This is a genomic window from Paenarthrobacter nitroguajacolicus (assembly GCF_007786235.1).
Taxonomy (GTDB): Bacteria; Actinomycetota; Actinomycetes; order Actinomycetales; family Micrococcaceae; genus Arthrobacter; species Arthrobacter nitroguajacolicus_A.
Window position 1 is genome coordinate 47,859 of record NZ_VNFK01000009.1, and the last position, 18,102, is coordinate 65,960.

Here is an 18,102-nt window from a genome sequence, read left to right on the forward strand (position 1 = left end):
AAGCAGCTCATCAACGATGGAACCGAGCTGGATAATCCTCCTCAGAAGGAGCTGCACGACCAATACAAACCAATGGCGTTCTGCCGCCGCCTGCCTAACGATTTCGTCGTCTGAGACCTGTGATCTCGATCCGGATTACATCGCTCTGGTGAAGGCCATATCAGCTAGGGTCCATTCGTCAGGTGGTCCTTCGTAGGCTTCCCATGGGTAATCTTCAGTGGGGGATAGGAGTTCCGCTACTGTATTCACATTTCTCGAAAGCCACTCGCGCCATATGACCCGCTCGATGCGGTACCTCTGTAGCTGGCCTGCTATAGACTCGAGCACTCCAAAGTATTCAGCGAGTTCCTGGAGGGACGTCGACGCGATAACTCTCCAGCATCTCCCACCGTTCCTTGACACCATGTTCCAGGCGGCCAAGATCTCAAGACCCTCACTCACAGCGGTCCTGGACAGCTTTGTCTGACTCACCAACTCCGTGGTGGTCAATCCGGGGGTGCGCTCCAGTGCTTCGTAAACAAACGCTGCCGGCAGGCCCAGTTCCCTGAAGACGGGTCTGAGCGCATGGATCTTTCCCTTTCGCCAAGACAGATCTTCGGCGCCTGACCGAAGGCCTTCAGGAATCGTCAACATGTACAGGTCGCCTTTAGTCCCTCGTCCGCGCTCCACCAAGGTCACCAGAGGATCCTTTTCAGAACGGAGAGCCCTCAGGTGGGAGCCTACGGTTGTGTGGTCAAGACCTGTCGCCACGGCGATTGACCGATCACCGAACTCAACGAACCGAGAAGCCGTCATGTGAGCGGCTGCCCCGAGAGCTCTTAGAACCACACGCCGAGCCAAGCCACTGCGGGAGCTAGCGTATGCGGGCTCTCTTAGTCGCAGTGCGTTTTGCCAAGTCCGCAGGTAGCGGTGCTCACTGTTGGCATCTAAGTTAGGCGCGGATCCTAGTGGGGGCTGTGTATTTGGCTGGCTTGTGGGGGATCTACGTGCATTGTTATTCCCTGCCTCTTTGATCTGGTTTTTTCGCAGGTAGGTGATCGCGTTTTTCCAGTCTCGCTTCAGGGACGGAAGCCTGTGGATGGAAGGGTAGCGGGCATAGAAAGACGCGAGTCCGGGCCAAACACCCTGGAGGACTCGCCGTTCTACATCGATGAGTTTCATGCCCGCGGCGGCCGCCGCTGTCAGGACTGCCTGACGTGCTTCTGAATCTGAGGCGTACCGGTTCGCGTCGTACAGGCCTGATAGCGCCATCTGCTGCATAGGCCTGGACATCCGACCGGCCATTGGCGGTACTTCAAAAGCTTCGCTGTCTGCCGCCAGTGGCTGCTCCAGTCTCAGCCCCCGTACGCCGGCGATTTCGTCCTTTAGGTCTGCACGAATTGTTGCCCATACTTGTTCCTTGTTTGGGCGTCTCGCAACGTCGTAGGCCATGCTGAGGCTCATGGCGAGTTCCTGATACCCGCCACGCTTGTGCGGTGACCCAGGGGTTCGCATGCAGCCGTGAAGCATGTTCTGGTGCGGCGTCTTGTCCAATGTGCGGTATCGGGTGCCTAATGCCTCGACAACATCGCGTGCTTCAGAAAAGGCAATCCGTTTTTCCAGTGGTATGTATACGTGCCGTCCGCCATTGGGCGAATGATCTTCAATCCACCGAGCCCCACAGCTGTGCAACCACGTTTGAAGAGATTTCACATCGGCTTCTACCCAGTCGATGCCCGCAATCGACGAGTCGAAGTCAAGGAAGATTGCCGAGCAGCTGCCGTCTTTGCCGAAGATCCGGACGGCCGCAGGAAAAGTGGGGAGGGCCTCAGTCAGAGCTCGTTCGTGCTTCTGGGGGTAGGTCTTACCGCCGTCCCGGGAGAGGCGAATGCGGGGTTGACCTGCGAGAAGAGGCGTCAGCGCAGCCCACACCTGAGCGGCGTTGGAGGTCTGGGATGGCTCCTGAGACACGCCAGTAGCGTCGGCTGCTGGCAGCACGAGAGCGTGCTGTTGTACGATGATTTTGTTCCTGTTCAGGGAATGACGAAGGGCCGATCCTGCCAGATCGGTTTTGCTACACAAATGAAGGCCTGTTAAGGACTTCCATACGATTTACGATCTGTCTGCCGGCAAGCTATCCGGATCGTGAATCTTCAGCTTCGAAGGCCCGCTAATGGCGGGCCTTCCTTGTATCTACGAGGCCATACGGATCGGGAGTTCATCCTGCTGAGCGAACTGACCCAGCAAAGCCAAATCTTCGCGCAAGGACCGGTCGACTGCAGAGGCAACATAGTCGGTGACAGTCATGCCTTTTGCGGCGGCGATCATGTGAACGTCCTCCGCGGTCTTGGCCGGCGTGCGGAAGCCAATGTATTTGCGGAGGCCCTTGCTGGGCCGACCGCCTCCACGATTGATTACTGCGCTCATTGTCAGGTCCTTTGAATCTCGCACAACCAAGGGTTGCAGCTGGTTCATCGTTGGTGCCACGTGCAGTCGATCGAATTTCTGTTTACAGCTATCGACTGACTCGAACCTAGCACCGCGCCGAGTCTCATCGGGGGATTTGTTTACAGAAAACGGCCCTGCGTGTCGCCGCCCTCTGCTTGTGAAGCTGATGGCGGGCTTCAGCCTTGGTGCGGGTGAACGTCCGGTCCGTCTATTCACGCACATACGCCCGGCGGCCAGCCAGCCGGGGCGGGGAAAGAAAACATGACTGGGCGGGGCTCCATGCAACAGCGTTGGGGGTGCCCGCGGCAGCCGTCCCTTGAGTTCAAGCCACGCCATCCTTTCGTTCCCCACGACGAGCGTCCGCCGAAACCCGGTTTTCAGTGAACCTGGTAGGTGCCCGTACGGGTTCCGGCGGCATCGACTTGAATTCCCCCAAGAAACTCAAGTACGCGACAGCCTACATACATGCTCCGCACATGCACAACTCAGTTGTTACTCATGGCCTATACGCTATGAATGACATCGGGTAAAGTTTTGTGTCGGCTGTCCGCCTGCTCTATATAGCGGTCGCATCGCAAGCAGCTGACCTTGGCTGAAGGAGCTTTGAGATGGCAAATGGGGGTCGTAGCGTGTTCCTTACGCAACAGCAGAAGAAGGAGCGCCTGGCGGATCGTATGGGCATCCTGGTGGATATCTGGGAGTCCGACAACAACGCGGCGCTTACGTACAATCACGTGGAGGAAGCACTTTCTGCCAACGGGATCCATCTGTCGCGGACACGGTGGTCATATTTGATCAATGGCACTGGCAGCCTGGTGACCGATCAGGGACTTCTGAGGGGCATCGCAGAGTTCGTTTTTGGTGTGCCGGCCAGCTATCTTGTTGATCTCAACAGTGAGACTCCTCCCGAGGTGGAAGCGCGGATGGACTTCCTTGTGCAGATGCGCAAGCTCAAGGTGAAGAACTTCGCCGCGAGGAACCTGGGCGCGACGTCGCCGGAAACACTGAGGATGATCACGAGGATTATCGACTCGTCGATGAACGGTGAGGATGAATGACTCTCCCACCTGTACAGGACAAGGTTCGGGAGTTGTGCGGTGACGGCACGACGTCGATGAAGGAAGTCGTCGAACGCCTGACCGTGATCTGCGAGAAGCCGATCAATCTGATCGAGTACAACGAGTCCTGGGGTTCCCTGACGGCGTTCAAGGCCGAATTTGAGGATCGCATCAACGTGTATTTCCCCCCGCAGAAGTCCCAGCAGTACAAGCTTCATTGCATCTATCACGAGCTCGGACACATCTACCTGGAGAGCCTTCAGGTTGCCCTTGCCCTGCCGGATCTCTCTGGAGAGATGCTGAGGGAAACCGCGGACGCGATTAGCATCACCTGCCGGTCGGTTCCGAATCACCCTGTCGAACGGTGGGTTGAGGATTTCGCGTTCGAGATGTCGAAGAAGACGCGTTCACGCAGCTCGTCCGATCTTGATCCTTTCCTCTGATAAACCATGAAACTGTTGCTCTTTGGGCTGCTGAGCGCCCTATGCCTCCTTCGGATCCCCTCGGTGGTCAAGGTCGCGGAATCCCGGGCCTCGTGGGTGGCATCGATCTTCGGGCTCGCGGCACTCTATGTTTTGGGAACGGTTACACCGTTGGAGGATATTGACCGCTACCTCGGTGGCATCAATGTGACGAACCTGCTCCAGGCCGTCTTCGCGCTCCTGGCAATCTTCTTCTTCAATGACAGCGTGCGGCGTCTGGCGAACGTACCCATAGTCAGATGGACCTATTACGCGCCGTTGCTGAGCATTCCCATCATGGTTGCCAGCTTCAGCCTGATTCAGGACAAAGCTCCAACGGCCGCGGACTTCATCGATACCCGCATGGACCAGCTCGCTACCGCCGTGTACAGCGGCATATACATGCTCGCGCTGTTGTTCACCGTCCTCAGGATCATCTACATGCTTCGGCACAAAGCCAAGGGACTGTACGCCACATTCTCAGCGGGCCTGCTGGTGGTTGCGGCCGCCGTTTCGTGCCACATCACATACGTGGTGCTGTTCTATTTCTCGCCCTGGGACGCCCTAGCCCGGGATATCGGTGCCTGGTTTGACCGCCTTTTCTATGTAGGCCTTTCAGTGACCGCCGCGGGATGGTTGATTCTCTTCCTGTCGAAGCAGCTGCCCAGATTGCATCTCTGGATGATCGATGCTCTGTGGCTGACCGCTTTGAGGATGCGCGTCCGCGCCGATCGGTCACGAGTCAGTCCGGCCTGGGATCTCTTCAATGAAACGCTCGAAAACGGCGTCTACAAAAGCCTCATTGTGCTGCACAACTACGAGCGGGTGAACTTGATGGACTTTCCGGACTCTGTTCAAGGCAGGATCAGCCACATCGAAGCCAAGCTCGACGCGCGGACCTAGCTCTGATCGGTCAAGATCGTGTTCCTGACCCAACTGGTCAGTTCGTTGGTGAAGGTAGAAGGCGAGGCGTTCCACTCCTGGGTGTGGTGTGCCTCGGGTAGTGAGATCAAGGTGACGGTGGCCGGATTCGCGCGTTGGAACGCGGCCGAGATCTCCCAAGGAACCTCTTGATCAGCGGTCGAGTGCAAGACCAGGGTAGGGACATCCACCCTGTTGGCTACGTCCACCCAATCGAGCGCATCGAAATCAATCGGTTCTTCCAGCCCGAGCATCCTCGCGAACACGGGGGCACCCAACAGGCGCATAACAAGGCCGGCACCAACCGCCGGCACCCGGGCCCGCACTGCTCCTGCTGTAATGGCTTTCCGCCAGCTGGTGACGGGACCTACCAGGACGAGCCCGACGATCCTGTCCCGGTGGGCGCTGCGCTCTGCCGTGAGCAGGGCCATGGTCCCACCCATGGACCAGCCGGAGAGTATGACGCGCTTGGCTCCATGAGCAACGGCATAGGACACGGCACTTTCCACGTCACGCCATTCCGTTTGCCCCAAGTGACTCGATTCCGCCTGGGGCGGGCTGACCTCGACGTCACTGCGAAATGTGGGAACCAGAGATGTGAATCCTAAGGAGCTGAATGCATGGACATCTCGGAACATGATCGAGCGGTCCGTCCAGCTGCCATGGATATGGATTACCCACACGTCCTGATTTGCGGCCTCAAATAGCCATGCCGGCGCCGCACCGTACTCGGTGGGGACATCCACCTCTTGATAGTGACCGCGGACGGCAGCGGGCTCGAAGAAAACGTCGGGGGTCCAATCGACGATTGGGCCCAGACCACCCGGCGTGGAGCTTGACTGATCGAGCAGCCTTTCTACGAATTTTTGTTCCTCGTCGATCCGGGTGACCTCACCGACTCGCGTGTATTTGGCCGTCACGGGGTCGAACACGCCGAAGTCACCTGGGGCTTTGGTGTAGTCGTCCAAGTCAATGCGGACGCGACGTCCGCCGTCCACCATCTCTGCCCGGCGGTAGTCCTTTGGGCCTCGCTTGACGATTTTCCGGGCCATGACGACGGCGAACCCGGATAGCCCTGCGGCCGGCACAAGGAACGCCAAGCAGCTCAGGATGCGCCGTTTCGTCAGCATTGGGTCTTCGTCCTCCAAGGCGGATCAAGGGGAAATGGGACCCAGACATCGTAACGTCCCTTACTGCCTGGTGACGGCGTAAATCATGCTCACTACAGGCGTTGCACATGTTCACTACAGGCATGTAACGTGCTTAGTGAAACAAGAAGGTATTGCTATTTGACAAGGCTTGTTATGACTGCGGCGTTCATCTACCGCGGAGGTAGTTGACATAGGCAGGAAGCATCTCGAACTCCACGGCATCAATATTGGCCTCGTACTTCACGCGCTTGCCATGCCGTTGACCTGCGGGGAAGTCGGCCGTGACGGCACCGGAAGCTTCGAGGGCTTCCAGGTGGTGTTGAAGACTGGGTCGGGTCAGCTTCCTGTTGTCGTCCAGGACAATCCCCTTGAGGATTTCGCCGGTGGTGCAGGGGCCGTTCTGATGCAGGTAACGCAGTATGGCCGCGTGGGCCCGATTTCCGAGAACTTCGATGGCTGCCTCAACCTCCTGCGGATGATTGGGCTGGATGAGGCGCGGCATGCGTCTATCTTGCCCGATTATTCGGATAGCTCTGAGTCGCAGATTCAAGTGTATCGCTAAATGATCAACTTTGAGCTACAGTCAAATTGTAGGCCTTATTCGAAAGAAGGAGGCGCAACGTCCTTCGGAAGGGGATCCTGCCGAAGGACGAGATGCGTCTCATGCTGACGATGTGACAAGCATCTTGGTTGGAGCGAGAGAAGAATGGCACGCCAGCGTCGACTTGATTGTCAGTAGCTGGCAGTAGATAAGAAGCGATGCCCATGGGGGAGGGACAGGTTTTGAAGAACATGCTGCCGTTCGGTACACAGCGGCCGTTGAACGCGTCACTGCCTAACTGCCGCAGGTACGTTCGGTGGTGAAGCGATGACCGCCCGCAAAGTCATTACCGGCGCATCGATCGTTGCGCTGCTAACCGTTGGCCTTGTCACTGTTGTCCTGGATGACAGTGATCCGGCGCAGGCGGCATCATCGTGCGCGGCACCTGCGGGCGTAGCTGTTGGTCCTGCCCCTGCGGGGGGAGTGGCTGGCTTTGATGCTGAGCAGATGAAGAACGCCCAGGCGATCATGAACGCGGCCAAATCCCTGGGATTGCCCGTGGCAGCGCAGCTGATCGGGATCCAAACCGCAATCGGTGAATCCACACTCCGCGTCGTTGACTACGGGGACGGGGCAGGCCCGGATTCCCGTGGGCTGTTCCAGCAGCGTGCCAACGGCGCGTGGGGTTCCTATGCGGACCGGATGGACCCCACCATTTCGGCGACGAATTTCTTCAAAGCCCTCCAGCGTGTGGAGGGCTGGGAAACCCTCGAGCCGACAGTCGCCATTCACAGGGCACAGCGCAACGCGGACCCGAACCACTACACGAAGTTCCGTGCCCAGGCCACGGAGGTCTTCAAAGCCCTGGGTGGGGAGTCCGGCGCTGCGGTGGACCCGTCCGGTGTCTGCCCGGCTGAGGGCAACCAGGTTGTGGGGGATTTGGCCGGTAAGTGGGTCAAGCCCATGGAAGGGGCGATCAACAGCAGTGGCTACGGTCCCCGTCCGGCCCCGCCCGGCACTGCCGGGGGTGTGCTGGCGAACTTCCACTACGGCATTGACTTCGTTCATCCCGGAGGGCCGGGAACGATCGTGGCCCTGACGGATATGAAGATCGTCAAGGTCCGCAATCTTGACGGCCTGTTCGGCACCGGTGTGACCGGCCAAACCGTTGACGGGAAGCTCACCATCGGCATGTACCACATGGAGGCTGGCTCGGTGAAGGTCAAGGAAGGCGACACCGTGGCCGCCGGAACAGCGCTGGGCACCGAAGGCGCGACAGGCAACGTCACCGGCCGCCACCTCCACATGGAGTTCTTCGCCGGCGCCTTGCCCAACCCTATGGTTCCGATCGATCCCACCATCGACCCGACCCCGATCATGAAAGAGAAAGGCATTCTCTGATGCGCAAGCACCTCGCACTCACAGCCGCACTTGCCGCCGCGCTCTCCCTGAGTGCCTGCGCCGGAAACGCGGGCACCGAACCGGCAGCCGATTCGACCCCCACTGTGAACACCGGACAGGCCGGCCAGGCGAGCCACCATGCCGACGATGGCCACGACCACGGCGCCGATGAGCACTACGGGGTCCCTGAAGTGACCTGGGACGCCGGCGCGGAGAAAGCGGTCAAGGCCACCGCAGCCAAGGTCATGGGCCTGTTCGCCCGCCCCGATGTTCCGGAGACAACCTGGTTCGCTGACCTGGCCCCGCATCTGGCGCCAGAGTACGCCGAGGATGCGAAGTACATCGACCCGGCCCGGGTGCCCATCCGGAAGATCACGGACGGACCAGCGATCAGCCGGGAGGCCGGCAACCCGATGACTGTCACGGCAACGTTCTCCACCGATGCGGGCCGCTGGACGATGCTCCTGCACCGCTCCGGGCAGCAGCAGCCTTGGCTGGTAACAGCCATATCCCCGCAAGACCCGACCTCATGAACCCAAAGACAGAACCTGAAACGAGCGAGAGGAACCATCCGATGAGCACGAACTGGCAAGGAAGCGAACGGAAGAGCCGCGCACCCATCAGCCTGACCGACGCCGAACCCGAAGCAATCACAACCGACCCGGCCACGATCATCCACGCCGTACCGGACGCCGAACCGGACGCAGAGGAAACGAAGCCTGAGACGGTGGTGGATCACCGCGAAGCACCTTTGGTCAGCGGCCGCCGCAGCGCCGCTGTGCTCCGTAAGGAGAACGTGAACGACCAGCTGCCGCCGGCCACCGGATGGCAGGCATTCCTGCGGGCAGTCAGCTTCGGTCTGATCAGCCCCAAGGTAGGCGCGGCCGAGCTGGCACGCCGGGCGGACCTGTCCGCGATCCAGCGTGTGTACTCCCGTCCAATGCAGATCATGGTCGCCCAGCCCCTGGGCGGGGTGGGCAAGACGATGTGCAGCGTCGGCTTGGGCTCCACGTTCGGGATCCACTCCGGCCAGCAGACGCTGGTGTGGGACAACAACGAGATGATGGGCACCGCCGGCGTCCGGACCAATGCGAACGACTCCACCCGCACCGTGTGGGATCTGCTGAACGTGCTGGAGTCCTTCGAGACCGTCACCGCCCGTAAGGGTGAACTGTCCTACTACACCCGCCACCAGGGCAACAACCAGTTCTCCGTCCTGGTCGCGGACGAAGACGCGGACCGGATGAAGTCCATTGGTGCAGAGGAATTCAACCGCATCCACACCGTGGTGAGCCGTTTCTACGACACCATCATCGTGGACACCGGGAACAACACCCGCTCAGCGAACTGGCTTGCCTCGATCGAGGTCACCGACCAGCTGGTGATTCCTACAACGCTGAAGCGCAACGCTGTCGTCTCCGCGCTGCGGATGATCGAACAGCTCGAATCCATGTCCGAACGCACCGGCAACCCGCACTACAAAGACCTGGTGACCAACGCCGTCGTGCTGGTCACCCAGGGCGGCGGGGCTAAAGTCTCCGCAGCCGAGCAGGCAGAGCTTCGCGAGAATCTTGCCTCCGCGGTACGGGTGCTGATCGACATCCCGTACGACGGGGCGCTGGATACCGGCTCAATCATCGACTGGCAGCTCGTCGGTGACCCGGCCCGCCGCGCCTTCGAACGTGCATCCGCGGAAATCGCTGAAGGCCTCTTGGCCGTTGACCGCGCCACCTCCACCAAAACCACCAACCGATAAGGAACCGAGAATCATGTTCAAGACCATTGGCAACGAAATCATCATCCGCACAGCCGTGCCCCTGATCGACAACCCTCTGGATGGCGTAACACCCAGCATTGACGTTCTCGGCGTGAAATTCACCGGAGCTGTTCAAATGGTCCTCGGCGCACTCTGGGCGCTTGCCCTGATCCTCCTGGCTGGCATGTTCATCTGGAACCTCATGAAGTGGGGAATCGCCCGCAACCGCGGCCACTCCGATGACATCGAAGACGGCGCAGCAGGGGCCAAGAAGACCGGTATCGCCTTCGGTGCCGCAGCTGGCGCAAGCGTCATCATCGGCGGCATTCTCGCACTCGCCACGGCAGCAGGAGCCTAACCCATGCGGAAGCACTGGAAACTCCTCACAGCATTGGGGGCGGTGATCCTAGTTATCGCTGTGGCCGTCGTCCTGCTGAACCCACCAGCACCGGCAGCCAAACCGGATGATCCCGGTTCCCTGCAGGCATCCGGGAAGTTCGGGTTCCCCGTCTCCGGGATCAGGATCGGCGAGGGCGGGACTAAAACAGCCAGCGACGGAAAAACCATCACTGGCTACAACGGCAGCTGTGACTCAGCCGCCCAAGCAGCCGCCAACTACACCCACCTCATCAAAGACCTGAAACTTGATACGTGGGCACAGCAAAAGAAGACCCTCACTGAGGTAGGCAAGCCGGGTCCTTGGTTCGAGAGGATTACCTCTTCGAACAACGTCCTCGCCGAAGCGAAGAGTCCGGTTCCTGGGTCCTTCGAAGGTGGGTGGTACTCGCGCACTGATGTGGCTGCTGGTGGCTTGTACCGGGTTGCCAGCTGCGACGAGAAGAAGAAAGCCGTAGTCCAGGTGTTTACTGGAGCCGTTTCCGCCAGAGTCAACAAGGCCGCGAACGGTGCCTTCCAAACTGTCACGTTTGAGCTGGTCTGGGATGGTGACTGGAAGATTTCCGACGCTGCAATTGTGCAAAGCGGCCAGGATTTCGAGGGCCGGGTCAAGGACAGCGGCCCTATGAGCGTTGGCACCAACATGGAGGACGAGGCCACACCGGTTCTGCGGGACGATCTGGTCAATGCCTTCTTCAAGGACATTAGCCGTGAGGGGTGGGTTGAGTATGCGAACGCTAAGCGTTAGCAGGACGATCCGCCTGGTCGCCGTCTTTCTGGCGTTGTTCCTCAGCTTCGGTGTCGTCTTCGCCGGTCCTGCACAGGCAGCGGACGAAGTGAGCAAGTCGGAGAAGTTGAACGCGGACCAGCTCAAGCGCCTTGCTGGGCTGCCGGAGGACCAGCGAATAAAGATCAAAGACCGGCTAAACCAGGAACTCGGCAAGTCAGCCTGCGCCGATCCGTGGTTTTTCGGAGCCATGGGTGGCAGCAACTGTGAAAACGTTGCGGCCAAAGCGTTCGGTACCTTCCTGACCACGCCCGAGAAGTCCCTGGACTACGACGGCAGTAACACGGTTCCATTCTGCGCGGCGCTGTCCGGAGCTGGTGCGCCGGCATCAGCTACCGCGTGGTGCGCCCAAGGGTCCGTGTTTAACGAATTCGCTCCCATTGCCGGCGTGGTGATGCGGACGGCCATCTCGGCGATGCCGGGCGGTCAGGTCGTCCTGGGCACGGTCGATACCGTGGCGTTCATCGCTAACGCGAAGGACGGGTTTGAGAAGTTCGCAAACACCGTTAAGGCCGAGGGCGTGAAGTCCACCAACGAGGTGTTGAACAACCTGTTGAAGGTCTCCGTGTTCGAGATTGATGACGGCTTCCGCGCGACGTGGGCGGTGTTCGCCGGGATCGGGATCCTGATCATGGGGCTGGTGTATTTCAAGCTCTGGAAAGACGTCGCTAACGAAGAGATCGATATGGACTCCGCCCGGACGTCGCTACTCTGGTACGGGCCGTTGTCCATGATCCTGGTGCTGTTCGGTCCTCCGATCGGCTACGTGATCAACGGATGGATGAGCGGTGTCACTGAAGGGATCACCTTCTGGACTTCCAGCAGGGTCACGGACTTCGGGGTCGCCATTTCCCGGTTCGCTTCCTACGAGTCCAGCGGCGCTTTCGGTCCCTTGGCGGCGGTCCTGCTGTTCGGTCTGCTGTTCATCGCAGCGTGGGCCATGCTCGGGTTGCTCGCCTTGCAGCCGCTCGCCCTGTACTTGCTGGGACTGGGCGTCGCGATCATGGTCGGATTCTTGATCCACCCGAAGTACCGCGAACGCGTAGGCAAGGTCGGCGCTCTGTGGCTCGGGATTTCCCTGTCGAAACCGTTGCTGCTTCTGCTCATGGGTGCAGTGTTCAGCTACATCGCCTCACGTCCGGCGTTCGTCGGTGAGGGCGTGGACGATGGCATGGTGAACGCGACGTCGGTGTTCCTGGCCGCGGCCGCGATGTGCCTTTTGGCTTTCGCGCTGCCGCTGCTTTACAAGTACGTGCCGATCCTGCCGTCATCCTCAAGCAATCTGGGTGAGGGCCGTCAGTCCGTCGCCGGGGCGGCCATGGTCGCCGGCGCCGGGGCAGCGATCTCCTCCGCGATCCGGCAGAAGCGAACCGCCCAGGTTCAGTCCGGCACCCCCGGCGGCCGGAACGGGATTACCCCCGGTGGTGATCCAGGGTCGAACGGCTTGACCGGGCAGGCAACGCCTTCAGAAGGTCAGGGCACGTCAGGATCAGGACTTGGTTCCCAAGGAGCCGGGGTTTCTGGCCGCCGCAGTGCAGCTTCCCGGGTTCCCAACGAACAAGGCACATCTACAGGTCAGAGTGGTCAGGGCCAGCCGGAGACCCGCACGATCGGGGAGCTGCAAAAAGCCGACCGCGCCGGAACCGGCGGAGCAAAGACAGCACAAGCTCTGAAAACCGGTGCCGGGGCAATGGGCCGGGGATCCGCAAAAGTCGCAGCCGGTGGCGCGACGGCGTTCCTGCTGGCAGGCAGGGAAGCGGCACGTCAAGCCTCCATGCGCGGCCAGCGCTCTGCCCGTTCGATGGCACCGGATACCGACCACATCAGTGGCCGGTAAGAGAAGTACGGCAAGGAGTAGGTAGTCATGGGAAGAATGGTTGTTGTCGGCGGTGAGGTTCAGAGCCGTGGCCTGTTCGGGGGAAACCGGACGGCACCGGAATGGATCGGCCTATCGGTGGCCATCGGTACCGCGTTGTTGATCGTCCTAGCCGGCGGCAGCAGCGTGGTGGCCCTGATCCTCGCCGCGGTGCTGGTCCTGGCAGGGGTCATCCTGACCACGCCCAACAAGCTTTCCGGTCACCGCTCCCTGGGTGCTCTTTTCGTGGAGGTCCGGCACAAGAAGGTCCGGGCCAAGAACAAGTCCCTGGTCTACGTTCCGGTCAAGGACCGTCCGCAGACGCGGATGGTCAAAGCGGGGAAGAAGGACCGGGAACGGGCCGACGAGAACGGTCTGATCGAAGTCCCGGTCCGGCACAAGGACAACGCCCCTCTCATGGTGGGCACTGTCCGTCACTTCGCCATCGACACCCCGGAAGGGCAGCTGGTCATCTTCCGGCATCAGGGCAAGGTCAAGAAGTCCTACTACACGGCCACGGTGGAGGTCATGGGCTCGTCCTCCGGTATCCGGGAGGAGTACCGGAAGGAATCGGGCCACGTTGCCCGTGGCCAGTACCTCGCCCGGCTGGCCCGCCGTCAATCCCTCGTCACCCATATCCAGACGCTGGCCCGGGCAGTACCGATGGACTCGGCCGATCACTTGCTGTGGGTCAAACGGCGGGTCGCGCAGAACGTTCCGCGGATCCTGTTGGAGTCCTACGGCGAGTTGTGCGAGACGACCCGTTCACGCTCGGAACAGCACCGCACCTATGAGACGTTCCGGATCCCCGGCTCCGCCGCCCTGTATCGCCGCGCGGAAGCCTACGGGTCAGGGGACGAAGGGATTGGTCAGGCGATCTATCAGGAAATCCGTTCCGCCATGGCCCAGGCGTCGATGATGGGTTCGATCACGAACTCCAGGCCCCTTGGCCCTGAGGCCATGGCCGCGCTGCTGCGTCACTTGCAGGACCCGGACTTCGACATTGACGACTACGACGGTGCCAACCTGATGGACTGCTGGCAGCATCTGGACGGCGCAGCGTCTCCCATTTCGCTGGTGGTCAATGATCACTGGCACATCCGTACCGGCTACGTGCCGGCCTCGGCGTTCAGTCCCGCACCAATCCCGGTCGAGGCGTTGGAAGCGATCATCAGCGGCATCCAGCCAGCAGTGGTGCATTCGGTGTCCATGGTCATGGAACTTGAAGATGCCCGCAGTGCCCGGTCCAAGGCCCGCTCGGATGCAGCCATGGACAGGGCCACGAGCAATAAGGTCAGCAAGTCCGGTGTCGTGACCGACGGCACCGAAGAAGTGTTGATGGGTGCCTCCCACCAGCGACTTTTGGATCTGAAGCCCGGCTCCGGCCACCACGGCGCGGCCTACGGGCTGTATATCTCCTTCGCGGTGGAAGACGCGAACGAGATCCTGTCCACCACCGACATTGTTGAGGCAGCTGCTTCCGATGCCGGTATCGAGTTCATTGACTGGTTGGACCACCGCAACGACCTTGCCCTGATCACCACCATGCCGTTCACGAGGGGAATCCGATGAGCACCACGAACGAGACCAAACGTCTCAGCCTGCCTTGGGCTCTGGCCAGCAAGTCCAAGCGGACGCTCAGGGCACAGGCCCGCGTCGGGAAGCTGGAGCTCGAAGCAGCTGCAGCCGATACCGCTGCCGAAGGTTTGCGGCGCAACAAGCCGTTGAGCAAGCGTGCGGTGAAGAAGGCCGAGAAGAAGGAAGCAAGGGAGCGTGAGGTCCTTGAGGCCAAAGCGAACGCCAAGACACGGTGGCATCATGAACGTAAGTGGGCTTTCGCGTCGAAGCTGGGGTTCTACGACCCGGCAGCGCCGGGCATCGCGTCATCAACACGGCAGATGGAGTTCTCGCATATGGCGATTGCCTCCCCGCCGACCTCGCACCGCGGCCTGGTGTTCGGCGTCGATGCCGGGTCGGGGTGGATGATCGTCCATGACCCGTTCACGGCTTACGGTGACACCCTCGAATCCCCGAACGTCTGCTACATCGGTGACCTCGGGCAGGGGAAGTCCTCGGCCATGAAAACCTGGGGCGTGCTGCGTCAGCTGATCCTCGGCCGCCGCGTCGTCGTGATTGATAAGAAGTACCAGAAGGACGTCGGCGGCGGCGAGTACACACCGCTTGCGCGGAAGCTCGGCGTTGCTCCGGTCCGGTTCAGCATCGGTGGTGGCGGATCCCGGATCAACATCCTCGATCCCCGTATTGCTGCCCGATTGAACGAGGAAACCCACGACAGCGCCGAAGCGTTCCGCACCCCGGCCGGTCAGTCGATGCTGGTCCGTGCAGTCATGGAAGAAGCCCTCCGCCGGCCGATGACGCCCAAGGAAGGCAAAGCGGTCCGTATGGCGCACCGGCAGGCGTTGACAGATGCGAAAAGGGCCGGGGAAGTCGCCCACATCGGGCACGTCCTCAAAGCCCTCTACGCACCCAGCGAAGATGCCGCGAAGGCCACGAACCTGACGGTGGAAGAGCTGCGCGAATGGGGGCAGGATCCGGCCTTCGAGCTTGAACGCATGATCGAGGATGACCTGGCCGGTCTGATCGACGGGGAGACCAGCGCGGATATCCAGCTCAACGCCGGCCTGACGGTGTTCGACGTGTCGCTACTCCCGGAAGACGGCCCGGCGCTGCCGATCGTCATGACGATCATCAACACCTGGCTGGCGAACACCCTCTACCGGCAGGAAGAAGCAGTCCCGACGGTGCTGCTGATTGAAGAGGCTTGGCACACTGTTCAAGGGTCGGTGGCCACGGTGACCAGGCGCAACACCAAGCTCTCGCGTGCGCTGTCCCTGTCGTGCCAGTTCGCGTTCCACCACATCTCCGACATCCCGCAGGACAGTCCGGCGATCTCCATGCTTAAGGAGTGCGGCACGGTCCTGTTGTACAAGCAGCAAAAGAGCGCTGACGCGTTGGCCTGTGAAGAGATGTTCACGCTCCCGGTCGGGACTGCCGAGGTGATCACGAAGCTGGTCAAGGGAACGTGCCTGTTCAAAATTGACCAATACGATCCCTTCGAAGCCATCCACGTCCGCAGCCCGTTGGAAGTCGAGCTGACCGATACGGACGGGGCCATGAAGTCCACTTCCACGATCGCGTTCACCGAAGAATCCATCACCGACGAAGCCATGGAGGTCATCCCGGCATGAGCAAGCAAACGTCAACAGACACTTTGATGAAGCTGAGCCTTGCCGGCCTCGTTGTCGGACTGGCGGCTATCGCCTGGGTCGCGGCTTTCCTCGGTGAGTTCCTAACTCCCACGGGAATGCCGTGGACGAACTTCACGGAGTTGGTGGCGCGGTTCAAGGAGGGCACCTTCGCCTGGCCAGCAGCCGCAACGTGGATTGCGATCGTCTTGGCGATTATGGCTCTCTTCGGGATAGCTCTCCTGGCCGCCAGCCGTGGCGGCGCGGGCAGCGCAGCGCAACGTGAGCTGGGCGGCCGACTCGCAACCGGCGCCAAGCTCGCCCCCCTGATGGAGAAAGAGCGGAAGAAGGACGCCAAACAGCTGCACCCGAAAGCGGTGGATCTAGCTCCTGGACAAGTGCTGGGCCAGACTGCTGCCGGGAAACCTGCCGTTCTCTATCAGGGCTGGCGGGATCTGGGGGTGTGCATCATGGGACCTGGATCCGGTAAGACGTCCTGTTTGGTGGTTCCTCGTCTGGCAGCGGCTCCCGGCGCGGCATTGATGACGTCGAATAAGGTTGACGGCGTTGCACAGGTCATCGCTGCCCGCCACCAGTTAGGAACGGTGTGGTTGTGGGATCCCGGCAAGATTTACCGGCAATCCGACAAACCGGACTTCATTTTCAGCCCTCTGTGGGAAGTGAAGGGCACTGAGGACGCCATGCGTTTGGCTTCGTGGATCATCACAGCTTCGTTGAAGAACAATCCACGTACCGAGAGCGAAGCGGCCGAGGACGCCCAGTTCGGCCCTTCCGGGGAGTCTTGCCTGGCCTGGACGCTGCTGGCAGCGGCTCTGACCGGGAAGGCCCTGGGAGATGTCCATGAGTGGATTTCCAAAGGATCGTTCGAGAAAGTCAGCAACATCCTTGCTGACGAGTACCCTCGCCCTGCTTCTGAGATGAGGGGCTTCGACAAGTGGCCTGACCGTACACGGGGGTCCTTGGTGGCCACCACGCAGCGCATGTGCCGAGACCTGGTGCACGACGCAATTCTGGCGTGGACCACTCCCACGCCGGGTATCAGGAACTTCGACACAGCCAAGTTCATGGAGGGACGTCAGACCATGATCCTCCTGTCCGAACGTGGCCCCGGCGGTGCCGGTGCTGTTCTCACGGCGATGATCAAAGCCATCTGCAACGCCGCCGTCCGCAAAACCCCTGGCGAAGCACGGCTGACCATCCCCTTGGTCGGCGAGCTGGACGAAGTGGCCAACATCGTTCCTTGGCCTACGCTTCCGCAGGATTTCAGCCACTACGGCTCCCGTGGCCTCTGCTTCACCCTTTACCTGCAGGGTTGGTCCCAGGGCTGCGGCGAATGGGGCACCAAAGGCATGCAGACATTGTGGCAAATGTCCGGTGCCCGGTTTGTTGGCAGCAACGAGGAAACCGATTGGACTGAAGGCCTGTCCAAGGCGATCGGCACCTACCAACGTAAGGAAAAGGATTCCGACAGGAAGGAACGTCTGCCGAAGGTCAGTGTGCAGGATTTCGCCGAGCTGGCAAAGTTCTCCGGGATCCTCAGCAGCAGCGTCGCCCCGGCCACCCTGCTGCGGCTCACCCCCTGGCACAAGAACAAGGAACTGAGCAAGACCATTGAGGCCGGCATGGCGGCCGCGGCCGCCATGGCCAAGGGCGAACCTCAGCCGGCCACGGATCCCGTTCCTGAAAAGCAGGTCGCAGCATGAGCGAAACAGCTGGTGAAGCCCCGGAGCTGAGCGAGCAGGAACTGATCAATAACTTCGTGGACTGGGTTGAGGCCTTCATCCACGACATCGAAGCTGTCACCGACGACGAGAACACCCGGTACTGGTGCCCACAGTGGTGGAACCACCCCGAAGCCGTCACAAGGCTCCGTGCCCTGTACGAGGAGTACGTGCGGGCCGAGGAGGAAAACACGCTCTCCGGCTGGTTCGTCTACCACTGGGACGCTCACGCCAAGACGCTCTTCTCTGCCACAGGCCCGTTCGAACTGTGCCGGGAAGGGCACCGCTTCTTCAGCCGCCAGGACACGTATACCCCGCGCTTGGTGACAGAGGCTGTGCCCAACGGCTGGTCACCCTGACACGTTTACCAAGCCGGCAGGGAGGGCCGCTGATGTTGCTC

17 protein-coding genes are annotated in these 18,102 nt (G+C 60.8%); 13 read left to right on the top strand and 4 right to left on the bottom strand.

Annotation, left to right across the window (positions count from 1 at the left end):
- Positions 1-135: 135 nt before the first annotated feature.
- Positions 136-2,061, bottom strand: coding sequence for a MarR family transcriptional regulator (locus tag FQP90_RS12875; protein WP_144651031.1), 1,926 nt, complete (start codon positions 2,059-2,061; stop codon positions 136-138).
- A gap of 111 nt (positions 2,062-2,172) precedes the next feature.
- Entirely contained in the window at positions 2,173-2,406 is a 234-nt protein-coding gene (locus FQP90_RS12880) for a hypothetical protein (RefSeq protein ID WP_144651034.1), read from the bottom strand.
- Between the two features lie 629 nt (positions 2,407-3,035).
- Here FQP90_RS12880 and FQP90_RS12885 point away from each other — a divergent pair.
- From FQP90_RS12885 to FQP90_RS12895, 3 genes are read left to right on the top strand one after another with little or no spacing between them, the layout of a single operon-like run.
- On the top strand, positions 3,036-3,485 hold the full coding sequence (locus tag FQP90_RS12885) for a hypothetical protein (RefSeq protein ID WP_144651037.1): 450 nt from the start codon (positions 3,036-3,038) through the stop codon (positions 3,483-3,485).
- On the top strand, positions 3,482-3,928 hold the full coding sequence (locus tag FQP90_RS12890) for a hypothetical protein (RefSeq protein ID WP_144651040.1): 447 nt from the start codon (positions 3,482-3,484) through the stop codon (positions 3,926-3,928). The genes FQP90_RS12885 and FQP90_RS12890 overlap by 4 nt, the downstream gene beginning before the upstream one ends.
- Before the next feature lie 6 nt (positions 3,929-3,934).
- Positions 3,935-4,849 (top strand): hypothetical protein, encoded by a 915-nt coding sequence (locus FQP90_RS12895; protein ID WP_244296758.1) that lies wholly within the window; start codon positions 3,935-3,937, stop codon positions 4,847-4,849.
- Here FQP90_RS12895 and FQP90_RS12900 read toward each other — a convergent pair.
- Together FQP90_RS12900 and FQP90_RS12905 are read right to left on the bottom strand one after the other, a co-directional pair.
- Positions 4,846-5,997 (bottom strand): alpha/beta hydrolase family protein, encoded by a 1,152-nt coding sequence (locus tag FQP90_RS12900; protein ID WP_144651043.1) that lies wholly within the window; start codon positions 5,995-5,997, stop codon positions 4,846-4,848. The genes FQP90_RS12895 and FQP90_RS12900 overlap by 4 nt on opposite strands.
- A 187-nt stretch (positions 5,998-6,184) precedes the next feature.
- Positions 6,185-6,520, bottom strand: coding sequence for a winged helix-turn-helix domain-containing protein (locus tag FQP90_RS12905; protein WP_144651045.1), 336 nt, complete (start codon positions 6,518-6,520; stop codon positions 6,185-6,187).
- Between the two features lie 366 nt (positions 6,521-6,886).
- On the opposite strand from FQP90_RS12905, the gene FQP90_RS12910 reads away from it, so the two are divergent.
- The 10 genes from FQP90_RS12910 to FQP90_RS12955 are packed head-to-tail and all read left to right on the top strand — an operon-like array spanning position 6,887 to position 18,061.
- The gene (locus FQP90_RS12910; protein WP_144651048.1) at positions 6,887-7,960 is read left to right on the top strand and encodes a M23 family metallopeptidase; all 1,074 of its coding nucleotides are present in this window, start codon (positions 6,887-6,889) and stop codon (positions 7,958-7,960) included.
- On the top strand, positions 7,960-8,493 hold the full coding sequence (locus tag FQP90_RS12915; protein WP_144651051.1) for a hypothetical protein: 534 nt from the start codon (positions 7,960-7,962) through the stop codon (positions 8,491-8,493). The genes FQP90_RS12910 and FQP90_RS12915 overlap by 1 nt, the downstream gene beginning before the upstream one ends.
- A 41-nt stretch (positions 8,494-8,534) precedes the next feature.
- Positions 8,535-9,716, top strand: a complete 1,182-nt coding sequence (locus tag FQP90_RS12920; protein ID WP_144651054.1) for a MinD/ParA family ATP-binding protein — start codon at positions 8,535-8,537, stop codon at positions 9,714-9,716.
- 13 nt (positions 9,717-9,729) lie between these two features.
- Entirely contained in the window at positions 9,730-10,074 is a 345-nt protein-coding gene (locus tag FQP90_RS12925; protein ID WP_144651057.1) for a hypothetical protein, read from the top strand.
- 3 nt (positions 10,075-10,077) lie between these two features.
- Complete coding sequence (locus FQP90_RS12930; RefSeq protein WP_144651060.1) at positions 10,078-10,860, top strand: hypothetical protein; 783 nt, start codon at positions 10,078-10,080, stop codon at positions 10,858-10,860.
- Positions 10,841-12,736 (top strand): hypothetical protein, encoded by a 1,896-nt coding sequence (locus FQP90_RS12935; protein ID WP_244296759.1) that lies wholly within the window; start codon positions 10,841-10,843, stop codon positions 12,734-12,736. The genes FQP90_RS12930 and FQP90_RS12935 overlap by 20 nt, the downstream gene beginning before the upstream one ends.
- A 27-nt stretch (positions 12,737-12,763) precedes the next feature.
- Positions 12,764-14,326 carry a hypothetical protein gene (locus FQP90_RS12940; protein WP_144651062.1) on the top strand — a complete coding sequence of 521 codons (1,563 nt, stop codon included), beginning with the start codon at positions 12,764-12,766 and terminating at the stop codon, positions 14,324-14,326.
- Positions 14,323-15,963 (top strand): ATP-binding protein, encoded by a 1,641-nt coding sequence (locus tag FQP90_RS12945; protein WP_144651065.1) that lies wholly within the window; start codon positions 14,323-14,325, stop codon positions 15,961-15,963. Before FQP90_RS12940 ends, FQP90_RS12945 begins: the two co-directional genes overlap by 4 nt.
- A complete protein-coding gene (locus FQP90_RS12950; RefSeq protein WP_144651068.1) occupies positions 15,960-17,684 on the top strand; it encodes a type IV secretory system conjugative DNA transfer family protein in 1,725 nt (574 codons plus the stop codon). The genes FQP90_RS12945 and FQP90_RS12950 overlap by 4 nt, the downstream gene beginning before the upstream one ends.
- A complete protein-coding gene (locus FQP90_RS12955) occupies positions 17,681-18,061 on the top strand; it encodes a DUF4913 domain-containing protein (RefSeq protein ID WP_144651071.1) in 381 nt (126 codons plus the stop codon). The genes FQP90_RS12950 and FQP90_RS12955 overlap by 4 nt, the downstream gene beginning before the upstream one ends.
- Positions 18,062-18,102 lie beyond the last annotated feature (41 nt).

Coding starts and splice junctions, on each gene's coding strand:
- FQP90_RS12895 (WP_244296758.1), top strand. CDS start 3,935: ATGAAACTGTTGCTCTTTGGGCTGCTGAGCGCCCTATGCCTCCTTCGG.
- FQP90_RS12905 (WP_144651045.1), bottom strand. CDS start 6,520: ATGCCGCGCCTCATCCAGCCCAATCATCCGCAGGAGGTTGAGGCAGCC.
- FQP90_RS12940 (WP_144651062.1), top strand. CDS start 12,764: ATGGGAAGAATGGTTGTTGTCGGCGGTGAGGTTCAGAGCCGTGGCCTG.
- FQP90_RS12880 (WP_144651034.1), bottom strand. CDS start 2,406: ATGAGCGCAGTAATCAATCGTGGAGGCGGTCGGCCCAGCAAGGGCCTC.
- FQP90_RS12885 (WP_144651037.1), top strand. CDS start 3,036: ATGGCAAATGGGGGTCGTAGCGTGTTCCTTACGCAACAGCAGAAGAAG.
- FQP90_RS12910 (WP_144651048.1), top strand. CDS start 6,887: ATGACCGCCCGCAAAGTCATTACCGGCGCATCGATCGTTGCGCTGCTA.
- FQP90_RS12935 (WP_244296759.1), top strand. CDS start 10,841: ATGCGAACGCTAAGCGTTAGCAGGACGATCCGCCTGGTCGCCGTCTTT.
- FQP90_RS12950 (WP_144651068.1), top strand. CDS start 15,960: ATGAGCAAGCAAACGTCAACAGACACTTTGATGAAGCTGAGCCTTGCC.
- FQP90_RS12925 (WP_144651057.1), top strand. CDS start 9,730: ATGTTCAAGACCATTGGCAACGAAATCATCATCCGCACAGCCGTGCCC.
- FQP90_RS12930 (WP_144651060.1), top strand. CDS start 10,078: ATGCGGAAGCACTGGAAACTCCTCACAGCATTGGGGGCGGTGATCCTA.
- FQP90_RS12890 (WP_144651040.1), top strand. CDS start 3,482: ATGACTCTCCCACCTGTACAGGACAAGGTTCGGGAGTTGTGCGGTGAC.
- FQP90_RS12900 (WP_144651043.1), bottom strand. CDS start 5,997: ATGCTGACGAAACGGCGCATCCTGAGCTGCTTGGCGTTCCTTGTGCCG.
- FQP90_RS12945 (WP_144651065.1), top strand. CDS start 14,323: ATGAGCACCACGAACGAGACCAAACGTCTCAGCCTGCCTTGGGCTCTG.
- FQP90_RS12920 (WP_144651054.1), top strand. CDS start 8,535: ATGAGCACGAACTGGCAAGGAAGCGAACGGAAGAGCCGCGCACCCATC.
- FQP90_RS12955 (WP_144651071.1), top strand. CDS start 17,681: ATGAGCGAAACAGCTGGTGAAGCCCCGGAGCTGAGCGAGCAGGAACTG.
- FQP90_RS12915 (WP_144651051.1), top strand. CDS start 7,960: ATGCGCAAGCACCTCGCACTCACAGCCGCACTTGCCGCCGCGCTCTCC.